The organism is Pseudomonas sp. GW822-FHT04C11 (assembly GCF_058800905.1).
Map to the genome: position 1 here is coordinate 81,976 of NZ_JBXAMS010000001.1, position 16,103 is coordinate 98,078.

The 16,103-nt window shown below is 60.7% G+C and carries 14 protein-coding genes and 1 pseudogene; 9 read left to right on the forward strand and 6 right to left on the reverse strand.

Annotated features, from left to right (window positions below; translation table 11 throughout):
• Positions 1-261: 261 nt before the first annotated feature.
• The 9 genes from AC1RJ3_RS00415 to AC1RJ3_RS00455 all read left to right on the forward strand — a co-directional run bounded on the left by AC1RJ3_RS00415 (position 262) and on the right by AC1RJ3_RS00455 (position 11,556).
• Positions 262-1,209, forward strand: coding sequence for a choline ABC transporter substrate-binding protein (locus tag AC1RJ3_RS00415; RefSeq protein WP_493076921.1), 948 nt, complete (start codon positions 262-264; stop codon positions 1,207-1,209).
• A 235-nt stretch (positions 1,210-1,444) separates the two neighbouring features.
• Positions 1,445-2,380, forward strand: a complete 936-nt coding sequence (locus AC1RJ3_RS00420) for an alpha/beta hydrolase (protein ID WP_493076923.1) — start codon at positions 1,445-1,447, stop codon at positions 2,378-2,380.
• 104 nt (positions 2,381-2,484) lie between these two features.
• Positions 2,485-3,456 (forward strand): prolyl aminopeptidase, encoded by a 972-nt coding sequence (gene pip, locus AC1RJ3_RS00425; RefSeq protein ID WP_054595195.1) that lies wholly within the window; start codon positions 2,485-2,487, stop codon positions 3,454-3,456.
• Positions 3,453-3,890: a D-aminoacyl-tRNA deacylase gene (dtd, locus tag AC1RJ3_RS00430; RefSeq protein ID WP_427529238.1), complete on the forward strand. Its 438-nt coding sequence runs from the start codon at positions 3,453-3,455 to the stop codon at positions 3,888-3,890. The genes pip and dtd overlap by 4 nt, the downstream gene beginning before the upstream one ends.
• A 435-nt stretch (positions 3,891-4,325) precedes the next feature.
• Entirely contained in the window at positions 4,326-6,101 is a 1,776-nt protein-coding gene (locus AC1RJ3_RS00435) for a glucan biosynthesis protein G (RefSeq protein ID WP_493076926.1), read from the forward strand.
• The gene (gene mdoH / locus AC1RJ3_RS00440; protein ID WP_054595198.1) at positions 6,094-8,664 is read left to right on the forward strand and encodes a glucans biosynthesis glucosyltransferase MdoH; all 2,571 of its coding nucleotides are present in this window, start codon (positions 6,094-6,096) and stop codon (positions 8,662-8,664) included. Before AC1RJ3_RS00435 ends, mdoH begins: the two co-directional genes overlap by 8 nt.
• A 212-nt stretch (positions 8,665-8,876) precedes the next feature.
• On the forward strand, positions 8,877-9,674 hold the full coding sequence (locus AC1RJ3_RS00445; RefSeq protein ID WP_493076928.1) for a transporter substrate-binding domain-containing protein: 798 nt from the start codon (positions 8,877-8,879) through the stop codon (positions 9,672-9,674).
• A gap of 195 nt (positions 9,675-9,869) precedes the next feature.
• Positions 9,870-10,829: an amino acid ABC transporter permease gene (locus AC1RJ3_RS00450; protein ID WP_493076930.1), complete on the forward strand. Its 960-nt coding sequence runs from the start codon at positions 9,870-9,872 to the stop codon at positions 10,827-10,829.
• Positions 10,822-11,556: an amino acid ABC transporter ATP-binding protein gene (locus tag AC1RJ3_RS00455; RefSeq protein WP_054595201.1), complete on the forward strand. Its 735-nt coding sequence runs from the start codon at positions 10,822-10,824 to the stop codon at positions 11,554-11,556. Before AC1RJ3_RS00450 ends, AC1RJ3_RS00455 begins: the two co-directional genes overlap by 8 nt.
• Before the next feature lie 154 nt (positions 11,557-11,710).
• On the opposite strand, the gene AC1RJ3_RS00460 is transcribed toward AC1RJ3_RS00455, so the two are convergent.
• The 6 genes and pseudogenes from AC1RJ3_RS00460 to AC1RJ3_RS00485 form a co-directional block, all read right to left on the reverse strand.
• Positions 11,711-12,583 carry a methyl-accepting chemotaxis protein gene (locus tag AC1RJ3_RS00460; RefSeq protein ID WP_371917726.1) on the reverse strand — a complete coding sequence of 291 codons (873 nt, stop codon included), beginning with the start codon at positions 12,581-12,583 and terminating at the stop codon, positions 11,711-11,713.
• Positions 12,569-13,627, reverse strand: a pseudogene (locus AC1RJ3_RS00465) (methyl-accepting chemotaxis protein); the annotation flags it as partial. The pseudogene AC1RJ3_RS00465 and the gene AC1RJ3_RS00460, both read right to left, overlap by 15 nt.
• Positions 13,628-13,858: 231 nt before the next feature.
• Positions 13,859-14,566 carry a 16S rRNA (uracil(1498)-N(3))-methyltransferase gene (locus tag AC1RJ3_RS00470; RefSeq protein WP_054595203.1) on the reverse strand — a complete coding sequence of 236 codons (708 nt, stop codon included), beginning with the start codon at positions 14,564-14,566 and terminating at the stop codon, positions 13,859-13,861.
• Entirely contained in the window at positions 14,563-15,357 is a 795-nt protein-coding gene (gene tatC, locus AC1RJ3_RS00475) for a twin-arginine translocase subunit TatC (RefSeq protein ID WP_054595204.1), read from the reverse strand. Before tatC ends, AC1RJ3_RS00470 begins: the two co-directional genes overlap by 4 nt.
• Positions 15,354-15,800, reverse strand: a complete 447-nt coding sequence (tatB, locus tag AC1RJ3_RS00480) for a Sec-independent protein translocase protein TatB (RefSeq protein ID WP_103317086.1) — start codon at positions 15,798-15,800, stop codon at positions 15,354-15,356. The genes tatC and tatB overlap by 4 nt, the downstream gene beginning before the upstream one ends.
• Before the next feature lie 10 nt (positions 15,801-15,810).
• Positions 15,811-16,092 carry a twin-arginine translocase TatA/TatE family subunit gene (locus AC1RJ3_RS00485; protein ID WP_054595206.1) on the reverse strand — a complete coding sequence of 94 codons (282 nt, stop codon included), beginning with the start codon at positions 16,090-16,092 and terminating at the stop codon, positions 15,811-15,813.
• Positions 16,093-16,103: the final 11 nt, after the last annotated feature.

Below are 16,103 nucleotides of genomic sequence, written 5' to 3' on the forward strand. Positions count from 1 at the left end.
GGAGCTTGCTCCCGCTCAACTGCGCAGCAGTTGCAAAGCCTGCCAGTCGGATCTTGCAGATACTGAGAGGTGGCTGTTTTCAGGGCCGCTTCGCGGCCCAGCGGGGGCAAGCCCCCTCGCCACAACGATCGCTGCGGTCGCCACCGTGCAAGACACGGTCGCCTCAGGGCGTTTTTGTCGCTCAGACGCTGAGTAACGTTGTGGGCACGGTGCACGAAGACACCGGGCCCACAATAACCAGCTGCCGAGCGAGCCTTCCCGATGAAACGACTGTTCAACCGCTGTCTGTTAATCCTTACCGGCACCGCACTCCTGAGCGCCAACACCTTCGCCAGCGAACCGGCGTCCTGCCAATCCGTGCGCATGGGCGTGGTCAACTGGACAGACGTGATCGCCACCAGTGGCATGGCCGAAGTCTTGCTCAACGGGCTTGGCTACGAAAGCAAGCAAACCAGCGCCGTGCAGCAAATCATCTTCGCCGGCATCCGCGACAAACGCCTGGATATCTTCCTCGGCTACTGGAAGCCCGCGATGGACAAGAACATCGCGCCGTTCATCGCCGCCAATCAGCTCAAAGTCATGGACAAGCCCAGCCTGTCTGACGCGCAGGCGACCCTCGCAGTGCCTGACTATGTCGCGGCAGCGGGCCTGAAAACCTTCGGCGATATCGCCAGATTCAAAGACCAGCTGGGTGGCAAGATCTACGGCATCGAGCCGGGCAGCGGCGCCAACACCACGATCAAAACCATGATCGAGACCAATCACTTTGGTCTCAAGGACTTCAAGCTGATCGAATCCGGCGAGGCCGGCATGCTGGCCGCCGTGCAGCGGGCAATCAATCGCAAGGAGTTCGTGGTGTTCGTCGGCTGGACCCCGCATCCAATGAACATCAACATGAAGATCAACTACCTGACCGGCAGCGAAGATGTCTACGGTCCTAACGAAGGTGCGGCGACGGTATCGACCGTGACCGCGCCTGACTACGCCCAACGTTGCCCGAACGTGAACCGCCTGTTGGAAAACCTGACGTTCACCGCCGCTCAGGAAAGCCAGTTGATGGTGCCGATCATGGAGCGCAAGACCGCACAGGAAGTTGCCCGCCAATGGCTGCGTGACCATCCCGAGGATCTTCAGCGCTGGTTGGCGGGAGTCAGCAGTTTCGATGGCAAGAAGGATGGAGTGGCGGCGGTACAAGCCAGCCTGAAATAGGCCTCAAGGCCAACACAAGAACCTGTGGCGAGCGGGCTTGCCCGCGCCGGGTTGCGCAGCGACCCTGAAACCGGCAATCGTGGTCTTTCAGACAGAACGCATCCGTTGGTTTTACGACTGCTACGCAGCCGAGCGGGGCGGTGCGGCGTTCTGACAAGCCCGCCCGCCACAGGGTACGCGCAGACGCTGAATCGTCTGAATCGTCTGAACCCGTTGCTACCCAGGCCTTCCCAGCATGTCCGAATACCCGCTTTCACCGCAGCTCTCGGCCTTTGTCGAGAAAACCCTCAGCTTCAACAGCCCTGACAGCAGCCTGGACGGGCTGCGTCAGGCTTACAGTCAAATGTGCCGGGCATTTACCCCAGCTCGCCCGGACGGGCTGGAGGTCGCCGACTTCACGCTGGAAGGCGTTCGTGCCCGGTCCTACCAGCCAGCGGTGGCACCGCCGGATTCGGGTTGGCCGTGCATCCTTTATCTGCACGGCGGTGGCTGGGTGGTGGGGGATCTGGACTCGCACGACTTCATCTGCACCGAGTTGTCGGCGGTTTTGGGCGTGCTGGTGATAGCCGTCGATTACCGACTGGCACCGGAACATCCCTTTCCGGCGGCGTTCGATGACTGCCTGAGCGTCTGGCGAGCGTTGTGCGCGGGAGCGAGCCCGTTTGCGCTGGACGCGACGCGGATGCTGGTGGCCGGTGACAGCGCCGGCGGCAATCTTGCCGCCGCGTTGTGCCTGGCATTGCGTGACCGGGGCGAGCGCTTGCCCTGCGCACAAGTCTTGATTTACCCAGGACTGGGCGGTGACGCCAGTCTTCCATCGCGCAGCGAATGTGCTGATGCGCCGCTACTCAGCAGCAGCGACCTGGACTGCTATCACGCGTTGTACCTGCGCGGTACGCGGCAGCCGCCGGCCTACGCCATGCCATTGCTCGCTGATGATTTCAGCGGTTTGCCAGCGGCAATGATCGCCGTCGCACAGTTCGACCCGCTACGCGACGACGGCGTCAGTTATGCCCGGCGACTTGAAGCCGCCGGGGGCGAGGTCAACCTGTATTCAGGCAAAGGGCTGATTCACGGGTGTTTGCGGGGCCGGGGCGAGGTCGCGGAAGTGGATCTGCTCTATGAAAACCTGTTGGCATATTTGCATCGGTTTCTTGTAAGCGAAGTCTGATTTTTTGTGGGCATGCTCATTCAGGTAATTCGGGTTTATGATGCCGGACGGCAGAATAATTGAAGTCCCCCCAGGGATGAACTCGACCCCTTACGGAGCGCGCAATGCAGACTTTGTACCCGCAGATCAAACCCTACGCCCGGCACGATCTGGCCGTCGATGCAATACACACGCTGTACGTCGACGAAAGTGGTTCACCGGAAGGTTTGCCGGTGGTGTTCATTCACGGCGGCCCGGGGGCCGGTTGTGATGCGCAGAGTCGGCGCTACTTCGATCCGAACCTGTACCGCATCGTTACCTTCGATCAGCGCGGCTGCGGTCGTTCCACGCCCCACGCCAACCTCGAAAACAACACCACCTGGGATCTGGTCGCCGACCTTGAGCGGATTCGCCAGCACCTGGGGATCGACAAATGGGTGCTGTTCGGCGGCTCCTGGGGTTCGACCCTGGCCCTGGCCTACGCACAAACCCACCCGGAGCGTGTGCACGGTCTGATCCTGCGCGGGATCTTTCTCTGCCGCCCTCAGGAAATCGAATGGTTCTATCAGGCTGGCGCCAGCCGTCTGTTCCCGGATTACTGGCAGGACTACATCGCGCCGATCCCGCTGGACGAGCGCGACGACCTGCTCAGCGCATTCCACAAGCGCCTGATCGGCAACGACCAGATTGCCCAGATGCACGCGGCCAAGGCCTGGTCGACCTGGGAAGGCCGCACGGCTACCTTGCGGCCGAACCCGATGGTGGTCGACCGCTTCTCCGAGCCACAGCGCGCGCTGTCGATTGCCCGGATCGAATGCCACTACTTCACCAACAACGCGTTCCTGGAGCCGAACCAACTGATTCGCGACATGGGCAAGATCGCCCATTTGCCTGGCGTCATCGTCCACGGCCGTTACGATGTGATCTGCCCGCTGGATAATGCCTGGGAACTGCATCAGGCCTGGCCGAACAGCGAACTGCAGGTGATCCGCGATGCCGGGCACGCGGCGTCCGAGCCGGGTATCACCGATGCATTGGTGCGTGCGGCCAGCCAGATGGCCCGGCGTTTGCTTGATCTGCCGCCTGAAGAAGCATGAAGGGCCTGTTGCAACGCGTGCGAAGTGCACGCGTCGAAGTGGCGGGGGAGGTTGTTGGCGCTGTAGACCAGGGTTTGCTGGTGCTGGTGGCGGTCGAGCCGCAAGACACACGGGCCAGTGCCGACAAACTTCTGCATAAGCTGCTTAACTATCGGGTATTCAGTGACGCCGAGGGCAAGATGAATCTGTCCCTGGCCGATGTCGGCGGTGGTTTGCTGTTGGTCTCGCAGTTCACCCTGGCCGCCGATACCAAAAATGGTTTGCGTCCGAGCTTTTCTACCGCGGCCCCACCGGCACTCGGAGAAGAGCTTTTTGGCTATATATTGACCAAAGCGCAGCAGTTACATGGCAAAGTGGCATCAGGTAGATTTGGCGCAGACATGCAGGTGCATCTGGTCAATGATGGCCCGGTAACCTTCCTGTTACAGACCTGAAGACGCTTGAAACATCTTTTCAGGCGTGTTTCGGTCGAAAACAGGGGTTTTTCGCGATAAATACTTTGTTACCCCTGATGCGTTGTAACGCGGCCTACTAGATAATCCCGCGCTACGGGGATCAGCGTTCGTTGGCCCATTTTTGACTTAGGTAGAGACTTGTCCGCAACCGTTTGGGGAATCATTTAGCCCCATCGGAGTCGGAACAATGCTCGCCAACCTGGCATGAGTGGTCTGTACGGTTGGTTTTGTGAGCATTATTTCGGATGTCAGGTAGCCAGAAACAAGGCGCTGCGACGAGTCATAGCCCGCTATGGCGAGAAGCAGCAACGCAGTATCTGGTTACCTGACGCCGAAGTAAGCTCACAAAACCGACCACACAGACCGCCTAGTCTGGCCGTTGGTTTTTTGATCTGTTTTCGGCGAGGGTTGCTCGTGATTGTTAGTCCCTGTAATGCACCAAAATTGTCTGCCAAACGGTTACGAAACGCACTGGTGACGGGCTCTGCTTTGCTTTGCCTGCTCAGCGCTGGCCAGCTTTGGGCATTCAATCTGGATGATGTGTCGGTCAAGGCAAAAGAGCTGGCCGGGCAGAAATACGAAGCTCCGCGCAGCAATCTGCCGAACGAATTCCGTGAGATGAAATTCGCGGATTATCAGAAAATTCGTTTCCTGACCGAAAAAGCCGAATGGGCCGACCAGAAAACCCCGTTCAAGCTGTCGTTCTATCACCAGGGCATGCACTTCGACACGCCGGTGAAGATCAACGAAATCACCGCCAACAACGTTGAAGAGATCAAGTACGACCCAAGTCGTTTCGATTTCGGCGACGTGAAGTTCGATCCTAAATCCACCGAAAAGCTGGGTTATGCCGGCTTCCGCGTGCTGTACCCGATCAACAAGGCCGACAAGCAAGACGAAATCATGACCATGCTCGGCGCGAGTTACTTCCGCGTCGTCGGCAAAGGCCACACCTATGGCCTGTCCGCCCGTGGCCTGGCGATCGACACTGCGTTGCCGTCCGGTGAAGAGTTTCCGCGCTTTACCGAGTTCTGGATCGAGCAACCCAAGCCGACCGACAAGCACCTGGTGATCTACGCCCTGCTGGACTCGCCGCGTGCCACCGGCGCCTACCGCCTGACCCTGCGTCCAGGCAGCGACACCATTGTCGACGTCAAGGCGCAGATGTTCCTGCGTGACAAGGTCAGCAAACTGGGCATCGCGCCACTGACCAGCATGTTCCTGTTCGGCGCCAACCAGCCGTCGAAAGTGCTCAACTACCGTCGCGAACTGCACGACTCCAGCGGCCTGTCGATCCATGCCGGTAATGGCGAGTGGATCTGGCGCCCGTTGAACAACCCGAAACACCTGGCTGTCAGCAACTTTTCGGTTGAGAACCCGCGTGGTTTCGGCCTGCTGCAACGTGGTCGTGACTTCAGCCACTACGAAGACCTCGATGACCGCTACGACAAGCGTCCAAGCGCCTGGATCGAGCCACAGGGCGACTGGGGCAAAGGCACCGTCGACCTCGTAGAGATCCCGACTGCCGACGAAACCAACGACAACATCGTTGCCTTCTGGAGCCCGGAAAAACTGCCTGAGCCTGGTCAGCCGCTGGACTTCGCCTACCGTCTGCACTGGACCATCGACGAAGCAGCCCTGCATTCGGCAGACAGCGCCTGGGTTCAACAGACCCTGCGTTCCACCGGTGACGTGAAACAGTCCAACCTGATTCGTCAGCCAGATGGCAGCGTTGCCTACCTGGTGGATTTCACCGGCCCGTCCCTCAAGGCACTGCCGGAAGATGCACCGGTTCACAGCCAGGTCAGCGTTGGCGACAACGCCGAAGTGGTCGAGAACAGCGTGCGCTACAACCCTGAAACCCAGGGCTGGCGTTTGACCCTGCGCATGAAGATCAAGGACCCAGGCAAATCCACCGAAATGCGTGCTGCGCTGGTCAAGGACATCGCCTCCCCTGAGCCGGCCAAGGCCTCGGTGCCATACGCCAATTCTTCCATTGCCAAGGCCGACAAGATCGCCGCCAAGCAACTCGAGAAGAAAGAAAAGGAATCCAAGGACGCGAAAGACAAAGATGCCAAGCAGCCTGCCGCTGCCGAAGCAGCCCCTGCCACACCTCCTGCCCCGGATGCAGCCAAGACTGAACAAGTGCTGACCGAGACCTGGAGCTACCAGTTGCCAGCCGATGAGTAATTCCCAAGTACAGCCAGAAACTCTCAACGAGTATCTGGCGCACCTGCCAATGACCGATGAGCAGCGCGCAGAACTTGCGGGCTGCACATCTTTCAGCGAACTGCATGAGCGCCTGTCGTCGAAGACCTTCGACGCACCGGGCGAAGCGAACCAGGCTTCGGTCGGTCGCCGGCTGACCCTCAACTCCGCCGAGGAGCTGGAGGAGGCCGAGATGTTGGCGCTCGACGCCAGCGGTCGGGTGTGCCTGAAGGCAACCCCGCCGATTCGTCGAACCAAGGTCGTGCCCGAGCCATGGCGTACCAATATCCTGGTGCGTGGCTGGCGTCGCCTGACCGGTCGCACCAATCCTCCGGCACCGCCGAAGGATGAGCGCGTGCTGCCGGCGGCTCGCTGGCGCACCGTCGGTTCGATCCGCCGCTACATTCTGCTGGTGTTGATGCTGGGCCAGACCATCGTCGCGGGCTGGTACATGAAAGGCATCATGCCGTACCAGGGCTGGTCGTTCGTCGACCTCAACGAAGTCCTGCACCAACCGCTGCTCCAGACGGCCACGCAAGTGCTGCCCTATGCCTTGCAAACCAGCATCCTGATTCTGTTCGGGATTCTGTTCTGCTGGGTATCGGCCGGTTTCTGGACCGCACTGATGGGCTTCCTCGAGTTGCTCACCGGGCACGACAAATACCGCATTTCCGGCGCCAGCGCCGGCAACGAGCCGATTCCCAAGGACGCTCGCACCGCGTTGGTGATGCCGATCTGCAACGAAGACGTACCGCGGGTGTTCGCCGGCTTGCGCGCGACCTTCGAGTCGGTCGCCGCCACCGGTGACCTGGATCGCTTCGACTTCTTTGTCCTCAGTGACAGTAACGACACCGATATCTGCGTTGCCGAGCAGCAAGCCTGGCTGGACGTCTGCCGCGAAGCCAAGGGCTTTGGCAAGATCTTCTATCGCCGTCGTCGCCGTCGGGTGAAACGCAAGAGCGGTAACCTCGACGACTTCTGCCGTCGTTGGGGCAGTGATTACAAGTACATGGTCGTACTCGACGCCGACAGCGTGATGAGTGGCGAATGCCTGACCAGTCTGGTGCGCTTGATGGAAGCTACGCCGGATGCCGGGATCATTCAGACCGCGCCACGTGCCTCGGGCATGGACACGCTGTATGCGCGCATGCAGCAGTTCGCCACACGGGTCTACGGTCCGCTGTTTACCGCCGGCCTGCACTTCTGGCAGTTGGGCGAATCCCACTACTGGGGCCACAACGCGATCATCCGCATGAAGCCGTTCATCGAGCACTGCGCCCTGGCGCCGTTGCCCGGTAAAGGCGCATTTGCGGGGGCGATCCTTTCCCACGACTTCGTTGAAGCGGCGCTGATGCGCCGAGCCGGCTGGGGCGTGTGGATTGCCTACGACCTGCCCGGCAGCTACGAAGAACTGCCGCCGAACCTGCTCGACGAGCTCAAGCGTGACCGTCGCTGGTGCCACGGCAACCTGATGAACTTCCGGCTGTTCCTGGTCAAGGGCATGCACCCGGTGCACCGCGCGGTGTTCCTGACCGGCGTGATGTCGTACCTGTCGGCGCCGCTGTGGTTCTTCTTCCTGGTGCTGTCGACGGCGCTGCTGGCGGTCAACACGCTGATGGAACCGCAGTACTTCATGGAGCCACGACAGCTGTATCCGTTGTGGCCGCAATGGCATCCGGACAAGGCCGTTGCGCTGTTCTCGACGACCATCGTGCTGCTGTTCCTGCCGAAGTTGCTGAGCATCATCCTGATCTGGGCCAAGGGCGCGAAAGAGTTCGGTGGCAAGTTCAAGGTGACCCTGTCGATGCTGCTGGAGATGTTGTTCTCCATGCTGCTGGCGCCGGTGCGGATGATCTTCCACACCCGTTTCGTACTCGCCGCGTTCCTCGGCTGGGCAGCGACCTGGAACTCGCCACAACGTGACGACGACTCGACACCGTGGAGCGAAGCGGTACGCCGCCATGGTCCGCAAACCTTGCTGGGCTTTTTCTGGGCTTTGCTGGTGGTCTGGCTGAACCCGAGTTTCCTCTGGTGGCTGGTACCGATCGTCGGTTCGTTGATGCTGTCGATCCCGGTGTCGGTGATCTCCAGCCGCGTGAAGCTGGGCCTCAAGTCCCGCGACGAAAGCCTGTTCCTGATCCCTGAGGAATACGCACCGCCGCAGGCCTTGCTGGCAACCGATCAGTACACCCACGAAAACCGTTGGCACGCACTGAACGACGGCTTCATCCGCGCCGTGGTCGATCCGCAGCAGAATGCCCTGGCGTGCGCGCTGGCGACTTCGCGTCACGGTCAGGCCGAGCCGATTGAGTGGCTGCGTATCGAACGGGTTCGTCATGCGCTGAAAGCCGGCCCTGCCGGGTTGAACAACCATGAGCGTCTGCAACTGCTGAGCGACCCTGTAGCACTGGGTCGCCTGCATGAGCAGGTCTGGAGCGACAGTCACGCCGAGTGGCTGGATGCCTGGCGAGCGTCGGTGAAAGCCGATCCTCACGCACCGTTGTTGCCGCTCAAACCACTGAGCACACAGGCACAACCGGCCTGATGAAAAAGCCCCGCTACCGAGCGGGGCTTTTTTTGCGTGAGTGATCAGCAAACAACAAATCCCCTGCCACCCCCTTGTGCAAACGGACGAGTGCGTTAGCATCGCTCCCCTCTTTGGTGCGCCCGGACAACTTTCTGTCCGTAACTGTCGGTTTTAAAAAGAAAATCGGCTTTTTGCGCGCCTGACAACACTATGGGTTAGGGGAGTTGATGATGAAGAAGTATCTCTCGAGGCTGCTGCTCGGCGTCACGGCACTGGTTGCCCTCAACGCGGCGCACGCCGGCGCCATCGACGACGCAGTCAAGCGTGGCACGCTGAAAGTCGGCATGGACCCGACCTACATGCCGTTTGAAATGACCAACAAGCGCGGCGAGATCATCGGCTTCGAAGTCGACATCCTCAAAGCCATGGCCAAGGCCATGGGCGTCAAGCTGGAGATGGTCTCCACCGGCTACGACGGGATCATCCCGGCCCTGATGACCGACAAGTTCGACATAATCGGCAGTGGCATGACCCTGACCCAGGAACGCAACCTGCGTCTGAATTTCAGCGAACCGTTCATCGTGGTCGGCCAGACATTGCTGATCCGCAAGGAACTGGAAGGCACCATCACCTCCTATAAAGACCTGAACACTGCCGACTACCGCATTACTTCCAAGCTCGGCACCACTGGCGAAATGGTCGCGAAGAAGCTGATCTCGAAAGCCAAGTACCACGGCTACGACAACGAGCAGGAAGCCGTGCTCGACGTGGTCAACGGCAAGGCTGACGCCTTCATCTACGACGCGCCTTACAACGTCGTGGCGGTGAACAAGGTCGGCAACGGCAAACTGGTGTTCCTCGACAAGCCGTTCACCTACGAGCCGCTGGCCTTCGGTCTGAAGAAGGGTGACTACGACAGCATCAACTTCATCAACAACTTCCTGCACCAGATCCACGAAGACGGCACCTACGATCGCATCCATGACAAGTGGTTCAAAGACTCCGCCTGGCTCAAGGACATGGAATAACACCTGACTTTTGTGGCGAGGGAGCTTGCTCCCGCCGGCCGGTCCGCGCTCGGGCGCAGCAGCCGTAAACCGCTTTACACGTTTTACCCGAAGATGCGCGGTGGCTGATTTCAGGGCTGCTTCGCACCCCAACGGGAGCAAGCTCCCTCGCCACAGGGGGAGCGCGCGCCCTGATCGTTATGGATTTGCTGACAAATGAAACAGAAAAAAGCCCAATGGCCCTGGCACGTGTTGACCGTGCTGGTGCTGATCGGCATGGCTGGTGCGTTGTATTACGCCACCTCGCTGATGTCTTACGAATGGCGCTGGAATCGCGTGCCGCAGTATTTCGCCTATCAGGCCGAAGAAACCCAGCGTGCCGCTGACATTTCCACCGTCAGTGAGCTGGTGCGCACTGGCAGCAAGGCTGAAGTGACTCTGCGCAATGACGCCGGTGTCGAACAGCTGCTGAGCGTTGATGACAACAGCCTGCAAGTGGCCCGTGGCGACGACGTGGCGGAAGGCGATGTGGTCGGCGTGACCCGGCATTGGGCGGCAGGACCGCTGTTGTGGGGCCTGTGGACAACGTTGTGGTTGTCGCTGGTGTCGGGCGTGCTCGGGCTGTTGATCGGCCTGGCGACCGGCCTCTGCCGGCTGTCGAATAACCCGACCCTGCGTGATCTGTCGACCGTCTACATCGAGCTGGTGCGCGGTACGCCGCTGCTGGTGCAGATATTCATCTTCTACTTCTTCATCGGCACGGTGCTCAACCTGTCCCGCGAATTTGCCGGGATCGCCGCACTGTCGCTGTTCACCGGTGCCTATGTGGCCGAGATCATTCGTTCTGGCGTGCAATCGATTGCCCGTGGGCAGAACGAAGCCGCCCGTTCGCTGGGTTTGAGCGCTGGTCAGTCGATGCGCCACGTGGTGTTGCCGCAAGCGTTCAAGCGCGTGCTGCCACCGTTGGCCGGGCAATTCATCAGTCTGGTCAAGGACACCTCGCTGGTGTCGGTGATCGCCATCACCGAGTTGCTCAAGAGTGGCCGTGAAGTCATCACCACCTCGTTCTCGCCGTTCGAAATCCTGTTCTGCGTGGCGGGTCTGTACCTGTTGATCAACCTGCCGCTGTCGAAAATCGCCAGCCGGCTTGAGCGGAGGCTCGCGCAAAGTGATTGAAGTCCGCGATCTGGTAAAAGTCTTCGACACCCGCGGCCAAGTGGTCCGTGCGGTGGATAACGTCACCACTCGAGTGGCCAAGGGCGAAGTGTTGGTGGTGATTGGGCCGTCGGGTTCCGGCAAGTCGACCTTTCTGCGCTGCCTGAATGGTCTGGAAGCATTCGACTCGGGCTCGGTGAGCATCGACGGTCTGCAACTGGCGGACCCGAAAACCGACGTCAACGCTTACCGCCGTGAAGTCGGGATGGTGTTCCAGCACTTCAACCTGTTCCCGCACATGACCGTGCTGGAAAACCTCTGCCTGGCGCAGAAAGTCGTGCGCAAGCGCGGCAAGCAGGAGCGCGAGGCCAAGGCTCTGGCACTGCTGGAAAAGGTCGGCATCGCGCAGAAGGCCCACGAGTTTCCGTCACGCCTCTCCGGCGGTCAGCAACAGCGCGTAGCGATTGCCCGGGCGCTGGCCATGGAGCCTAAGGTGATGTTGTTCGATGAGCCGACGTCGGCGCTGGACCCGGAAATGGTCGGCGAAGTGCTGGACGTGATGAAGACCCTGGCCGTGGAAGGCATGACCATGGTCTGCGTGACCCACGAAATGGGCTTTGCGCGGGAAGTCGCGGATCGGGTGCTGTTCTTCGATCACGGCAAATTGCTCGAAGACGCCTCGCCGGCCGAATTCTTCGATGCGCCGAAGGACCCGCGAGCACAGGCGTTTTTGCGGCAGGTTTTATAACTTCAGCGCCTGTCAGACCGCTATCGCGGGCAAGCCTTGCTCCTACAGATTTATGTTGTGCCCGAATCTTGTGGCAAACATGGGTTCGTAGGAGCAAGGCTTGCCCGCGATGGCATCGCCTCGGTCCCAAGCGAACCGAGGTATCTGCATCACCTCAAACCCTGAACTTGCCCACCAGCATCTGCAAATGGGTGCCCAACCGCGCCAGCTCGACGCTGGAGGCCGCGGTCTCTTCGCTGGCGGCCGAGGTCTGGTCGGAAACGTCGCGCACGTTCAGCACGCTGCGGTTGATTTCCTCGGCCACGGCGCTCTGTTGTTCGGCGGCTGCGGCGATCTGCTGGTTCATCGCCTGAATTGCCGAGACAGTGCGAGTGATGTTGGACAGCGAACCGCCAGCGCGGCGGGTCAGTTCAACACTGCTGTCGGTCAGGCTGCGGCTGTTGTCCATGATGCTGGCGACCTGTTGAGTACCGCTTTGCAGGCCGACAATCAGCTCTTCGATCTCTTCGGTGGACTTCTGGGTGCGTTGCGCCAGGCTGCGCACTTCGTCGGCAACCACGGCAAAACCACGTCCGGCCTCACCGGCCCGTGCAGCCTCGATGGCCGCGTTGAGGGCCAGCAGGTTGGTTTGTTGGGCCACGGACTTGATCACATCCAGCACGCTGCCGATCTTGTCGCTCTCACGCTTGAGATGCCCCATGGCTTCAGTGGAGTTGCCGACTTCGGTGGCCAGGCGTTCGATCTGGGCGATGGCTTCGCCGACCACCTTGTCGCCTTCGCGGGCCTGCTGGTCAGCGGCGACGGCGGCTTCCGATGCTTCCTCGGCGTTGCGTGCGACTTCCTGTACGGTGGCGGCCATTTCGTTCATGGCGGTGGCCACCTGGTCGGTTTCAATTTTCTGGTTGTTGACCCCGGCGCTGGTCTGCTCGGTCACGGCTGAAAGTTCTTCGGCGGCGCTGGCGATCTGTGTCACGCCTTCGCTGATGCCGCCGATCAGTTCGCGCAGGCCGACGGTCATGCTCTGCATCGCGCGTTGCAGCTGGCCGAGTTCGTCGCGTCGCTGGGAAACGAGGTTGTGAGTCAAGTCGCCGGCAGCCACCTGTTCAGCAACTTTAAGAGTCTGGTTCAACGGGATGATGATCTGCCGGGTGATTGCCCAGGCAGCGAGCAGACCGAATGCCAGTGCCAGCGCGGTCACCAGCAGCAAGGTGTTTTTGGCTGCGGTGGCATCGCTATCACGCACGACGGTTTGGGCGGTGGTGAGTTTCTTGCTCAGGTCGAACAGCAGGTCGCCTTGCTGGGCCATGTCCTTGAGGGCGGTGGCGCTGGCCACCTGGGAATCGCGGTATTGGCTGACGGCAGCGCGGTAGGCGATCAACATGTCGGTGGCTTGTTGCAGGTTGGCGGTGTGCTGTTCCGGGAGTTTTTCCGGCAGGGTCTTGAGGTACTTCAAGGCGTTGTCGATGGCGTCCAGCGCCGGTTGCTCAGCCTCGACCTTGCCGCTGTAGGTGTAGCCGCGCACCTGGAAGCGTGCCTGCTGGATCAACTTGCTCAGCTCGATGACGCTGTTGAACCGGGCGACGCTGTCACCTTGCAGCAGGGCGGCTTCGACTTCCGCCACGTGGGCTACGGCGTTGTCGGCGCTGGCACCGAGTTTGGCACGGGCCGCTTCGCGGTTGGCGGTAGCCTGGGTCATGTCGGTAAAGGCGTGCTTGTACTTGCTGACGGCTTCAATCTGCTGATTGAGCATCGCCACATCGGCTGGCTGCTCGATCATCTTGAGGGCGCCTTGCAGGCCTGAGTCGAGCTTGCCCAACAAGTCGCTGACCGCCGCCGGGCCTTGTTCACCGCGACGCATTTCATAGTCCAGGCGAGCAATACGCAGGTCTTTGGTCAGCTCATTGAGGCTGGAAATATACCCGAGCTTGTCGCCGCGACTGATGATGCCGCTCATGCCCGTCCAGCCATCCACAGTGATCAGCAGGGTCAGGAGCAACACCAGGCCAAAGCCGATGCCAAGCTTGCGATTGACGCTCACATTTCCCAGGTGTTCGGCTAACCATCGGTACATGCTGCGGACTCCCTACGACCACGTTAATTGGATTTATAGAGAGACTATCGGCCGGAAGATGGAGATCTGTAGGCCGCCGCAATGTCTGGGTCGGCAGTCACTTGTGGCGAGGGAGCTTGCTCCCGTTCGGCTGCAAAGCAGTCGTAAAGTCGGTGGATGCGTTCTTGCTCGAAAAAAGCGATGGCCGCTTCGCGCCCAAGCGGGAGCAAGCTCCCTCGCCACAGGGCTGTGTTAGAAAAGGCGTGACAGCAGGGCCGTGACGGCGGTTTCGACCCGCAGGATGCGGTCGCCGAGCTGTACCGGTTGCAGGCCGGCCTTGCTCAGCAGGTCGACTTCGTAGGGGATCCAGCCGCCTTCCGGGCCGATCGCCAGGGTTACCGGTTCGTCCAGCCCTCGAGGGCAGGGCGGGTACTGGCCGGGGTGGCCGACCAGCCCAAGGGTGCCGTCGGCAATGGCCGGCAGACGGTCTTCGACGAAGGGCTTGAAGCGTTTCTCGATAACGATCTCGGGCAACACGCTGTCGCGAGCCTGTTCGAGACCGAGGATCAGTTGCTCACGGATGGCCTCGGGTTCGAGGAACGGCGTCTGCCAGAAGCTCTTCTCGACCCGATAGCTGTTCACCAGCACGATTCGCGGCACACCCATTGCGGCGACCGTCTGGAACACTCTGCGCAGCATCTTCGGCCGTGGCAGGGCCAGCAGCAGGGTCAGCGGCAGCTTGGCCGGTGGTGGCTGGTCGAGGGTGACGCGCAGTTCGGCTTCGGTGGCTTCCAGGCGCAGCACTTCGGCCGAGCCCATCAATCCGCCAATCCGCCCGACCCGCAGGCTGTCGCCGACTTCACAGCGGTGGACTTCCTGCATGTGAGTGAGTCGGCGATCGCGCAGGATCACCCGGTCGGCCGCAATGAAGTCGGCCTCTTCGAGGAGCAGCAGGTTCACGGTTGAGTCGCTGGCGGCTGGTCGTTGTGATCGTCCGCCGGCTGGTCATCCGCCGGTTTTTCGCGTTTGCTGACCAGGCTGCCAAACACTATGCCGATCTCGAACAACAGCCACATCGGCACGGCCAGCAGGGTCTGCGAGAAGATGTCCGGCGGGGTCAGAATCATGCCGACCACGAAGCAGCCGATGACCACGTACGGGCGGATCTTCTTCAGGTATTTGACGTCGACCACGCCGATCCACACGAGCAGCACCACGGCCACCGGGATCTCGAACGCCACGCCGAAGGCGAAGAACAGCGTCATGACGAAATCCAGGTAACTGGTGATGTCGGTCATCATTTCCACGCCCGCCGGAGTGGCCGAGGCGAAGAATTTGAAGATCAGCGGGAACACCAGAAAGTAGGCGAACGCCATGCCGGTGTAGAACAACAGGATGCTGGAGACCAGCAGCGGCACCGCGATGCGCTTTTCATGCTTGTACAGGCCCGGCGCGATGAAGCCCCAGATCTGATGCAGGATCACCGGGATCGCCAGGAACAGCGAGACCATCATGGTCAGCTTCAACGGCGTCAGGAATGGTGAGGACACGTCGGTGGCAATCATCGTCGCGCCGGCCGGCAAATACTGGCGTAGCGGTATCGAGACGAAGGTGTAGATCTGCTGGGTGAAGGCGAACAACCCGGCGAAGATCAGGAAAATCGCCGCGACGCAGCGCAGCAGGCGAGTACGCAACTCGGTGAGGTGCGAAACCAGCGGCATGTGCTGGTCGTTCTCTGGAATATCGCTCATGGGGCTCGCGGCGGCAGTGTTGGGTCGTGGGGAGCCGGCGCAGTGGTTGCCGCCGCAGGAGTAACAGGGGCTGTCGGTGGTGCGGCAACGACCGCTGGAGGCGGCTCGACCGGTGTTGCGACAGCTGCAGTTTCGGCAGCAGGCGCAGGCGCCTGGACCGTCTGCTCGGCTACCGTCTCGACTGGCGTCGGCTGCTGGGCTGGATTGAGGATTTTGCGCGCCTCTTGTTCCAGCGACAGAATGTGCTCGTTGTGCAGTTGCCGGCGAATCTCGTCGGCCCCGATTTCACGTTCAACTTCCTGTTTGATCGCGTTAAAGCTGCGCTTCAGGCGTCCGATCCACAGGCCGGCGGTGCGCGCAGCGCCTGGCAGACGCTCAGGGCCCAGCACCAGCAGGGCAACGAGGCCGACAAGCAGCAGTTCAGAGAAGCTGATACCGAACATTAGTCTGCGCTCACGAGTCTTTGCGGGTCGGCTCTTCGACTTTATGGGCCTGCACGTCGATGGTGTGCGGCTCGTTCAGTGTCGAGGCCTGTGGCTGCACCGGCGCTGTTGGCTGTGCAGTGGTCGGCGGCACGACGGGTTCGGCAGGCTTCTCTTCATCGTTCATGGCTTTGCGAAAGCCCTTGATCGATTCACCGACGTCGGTGCCGAGGTTTTTCAGTTTCTTGGTGCCGAACACCAGTACCACAACCACCAGGATGACGATCCAGTGTTTCCAGTCAAAAATGCCCATGTTGCTGCTCC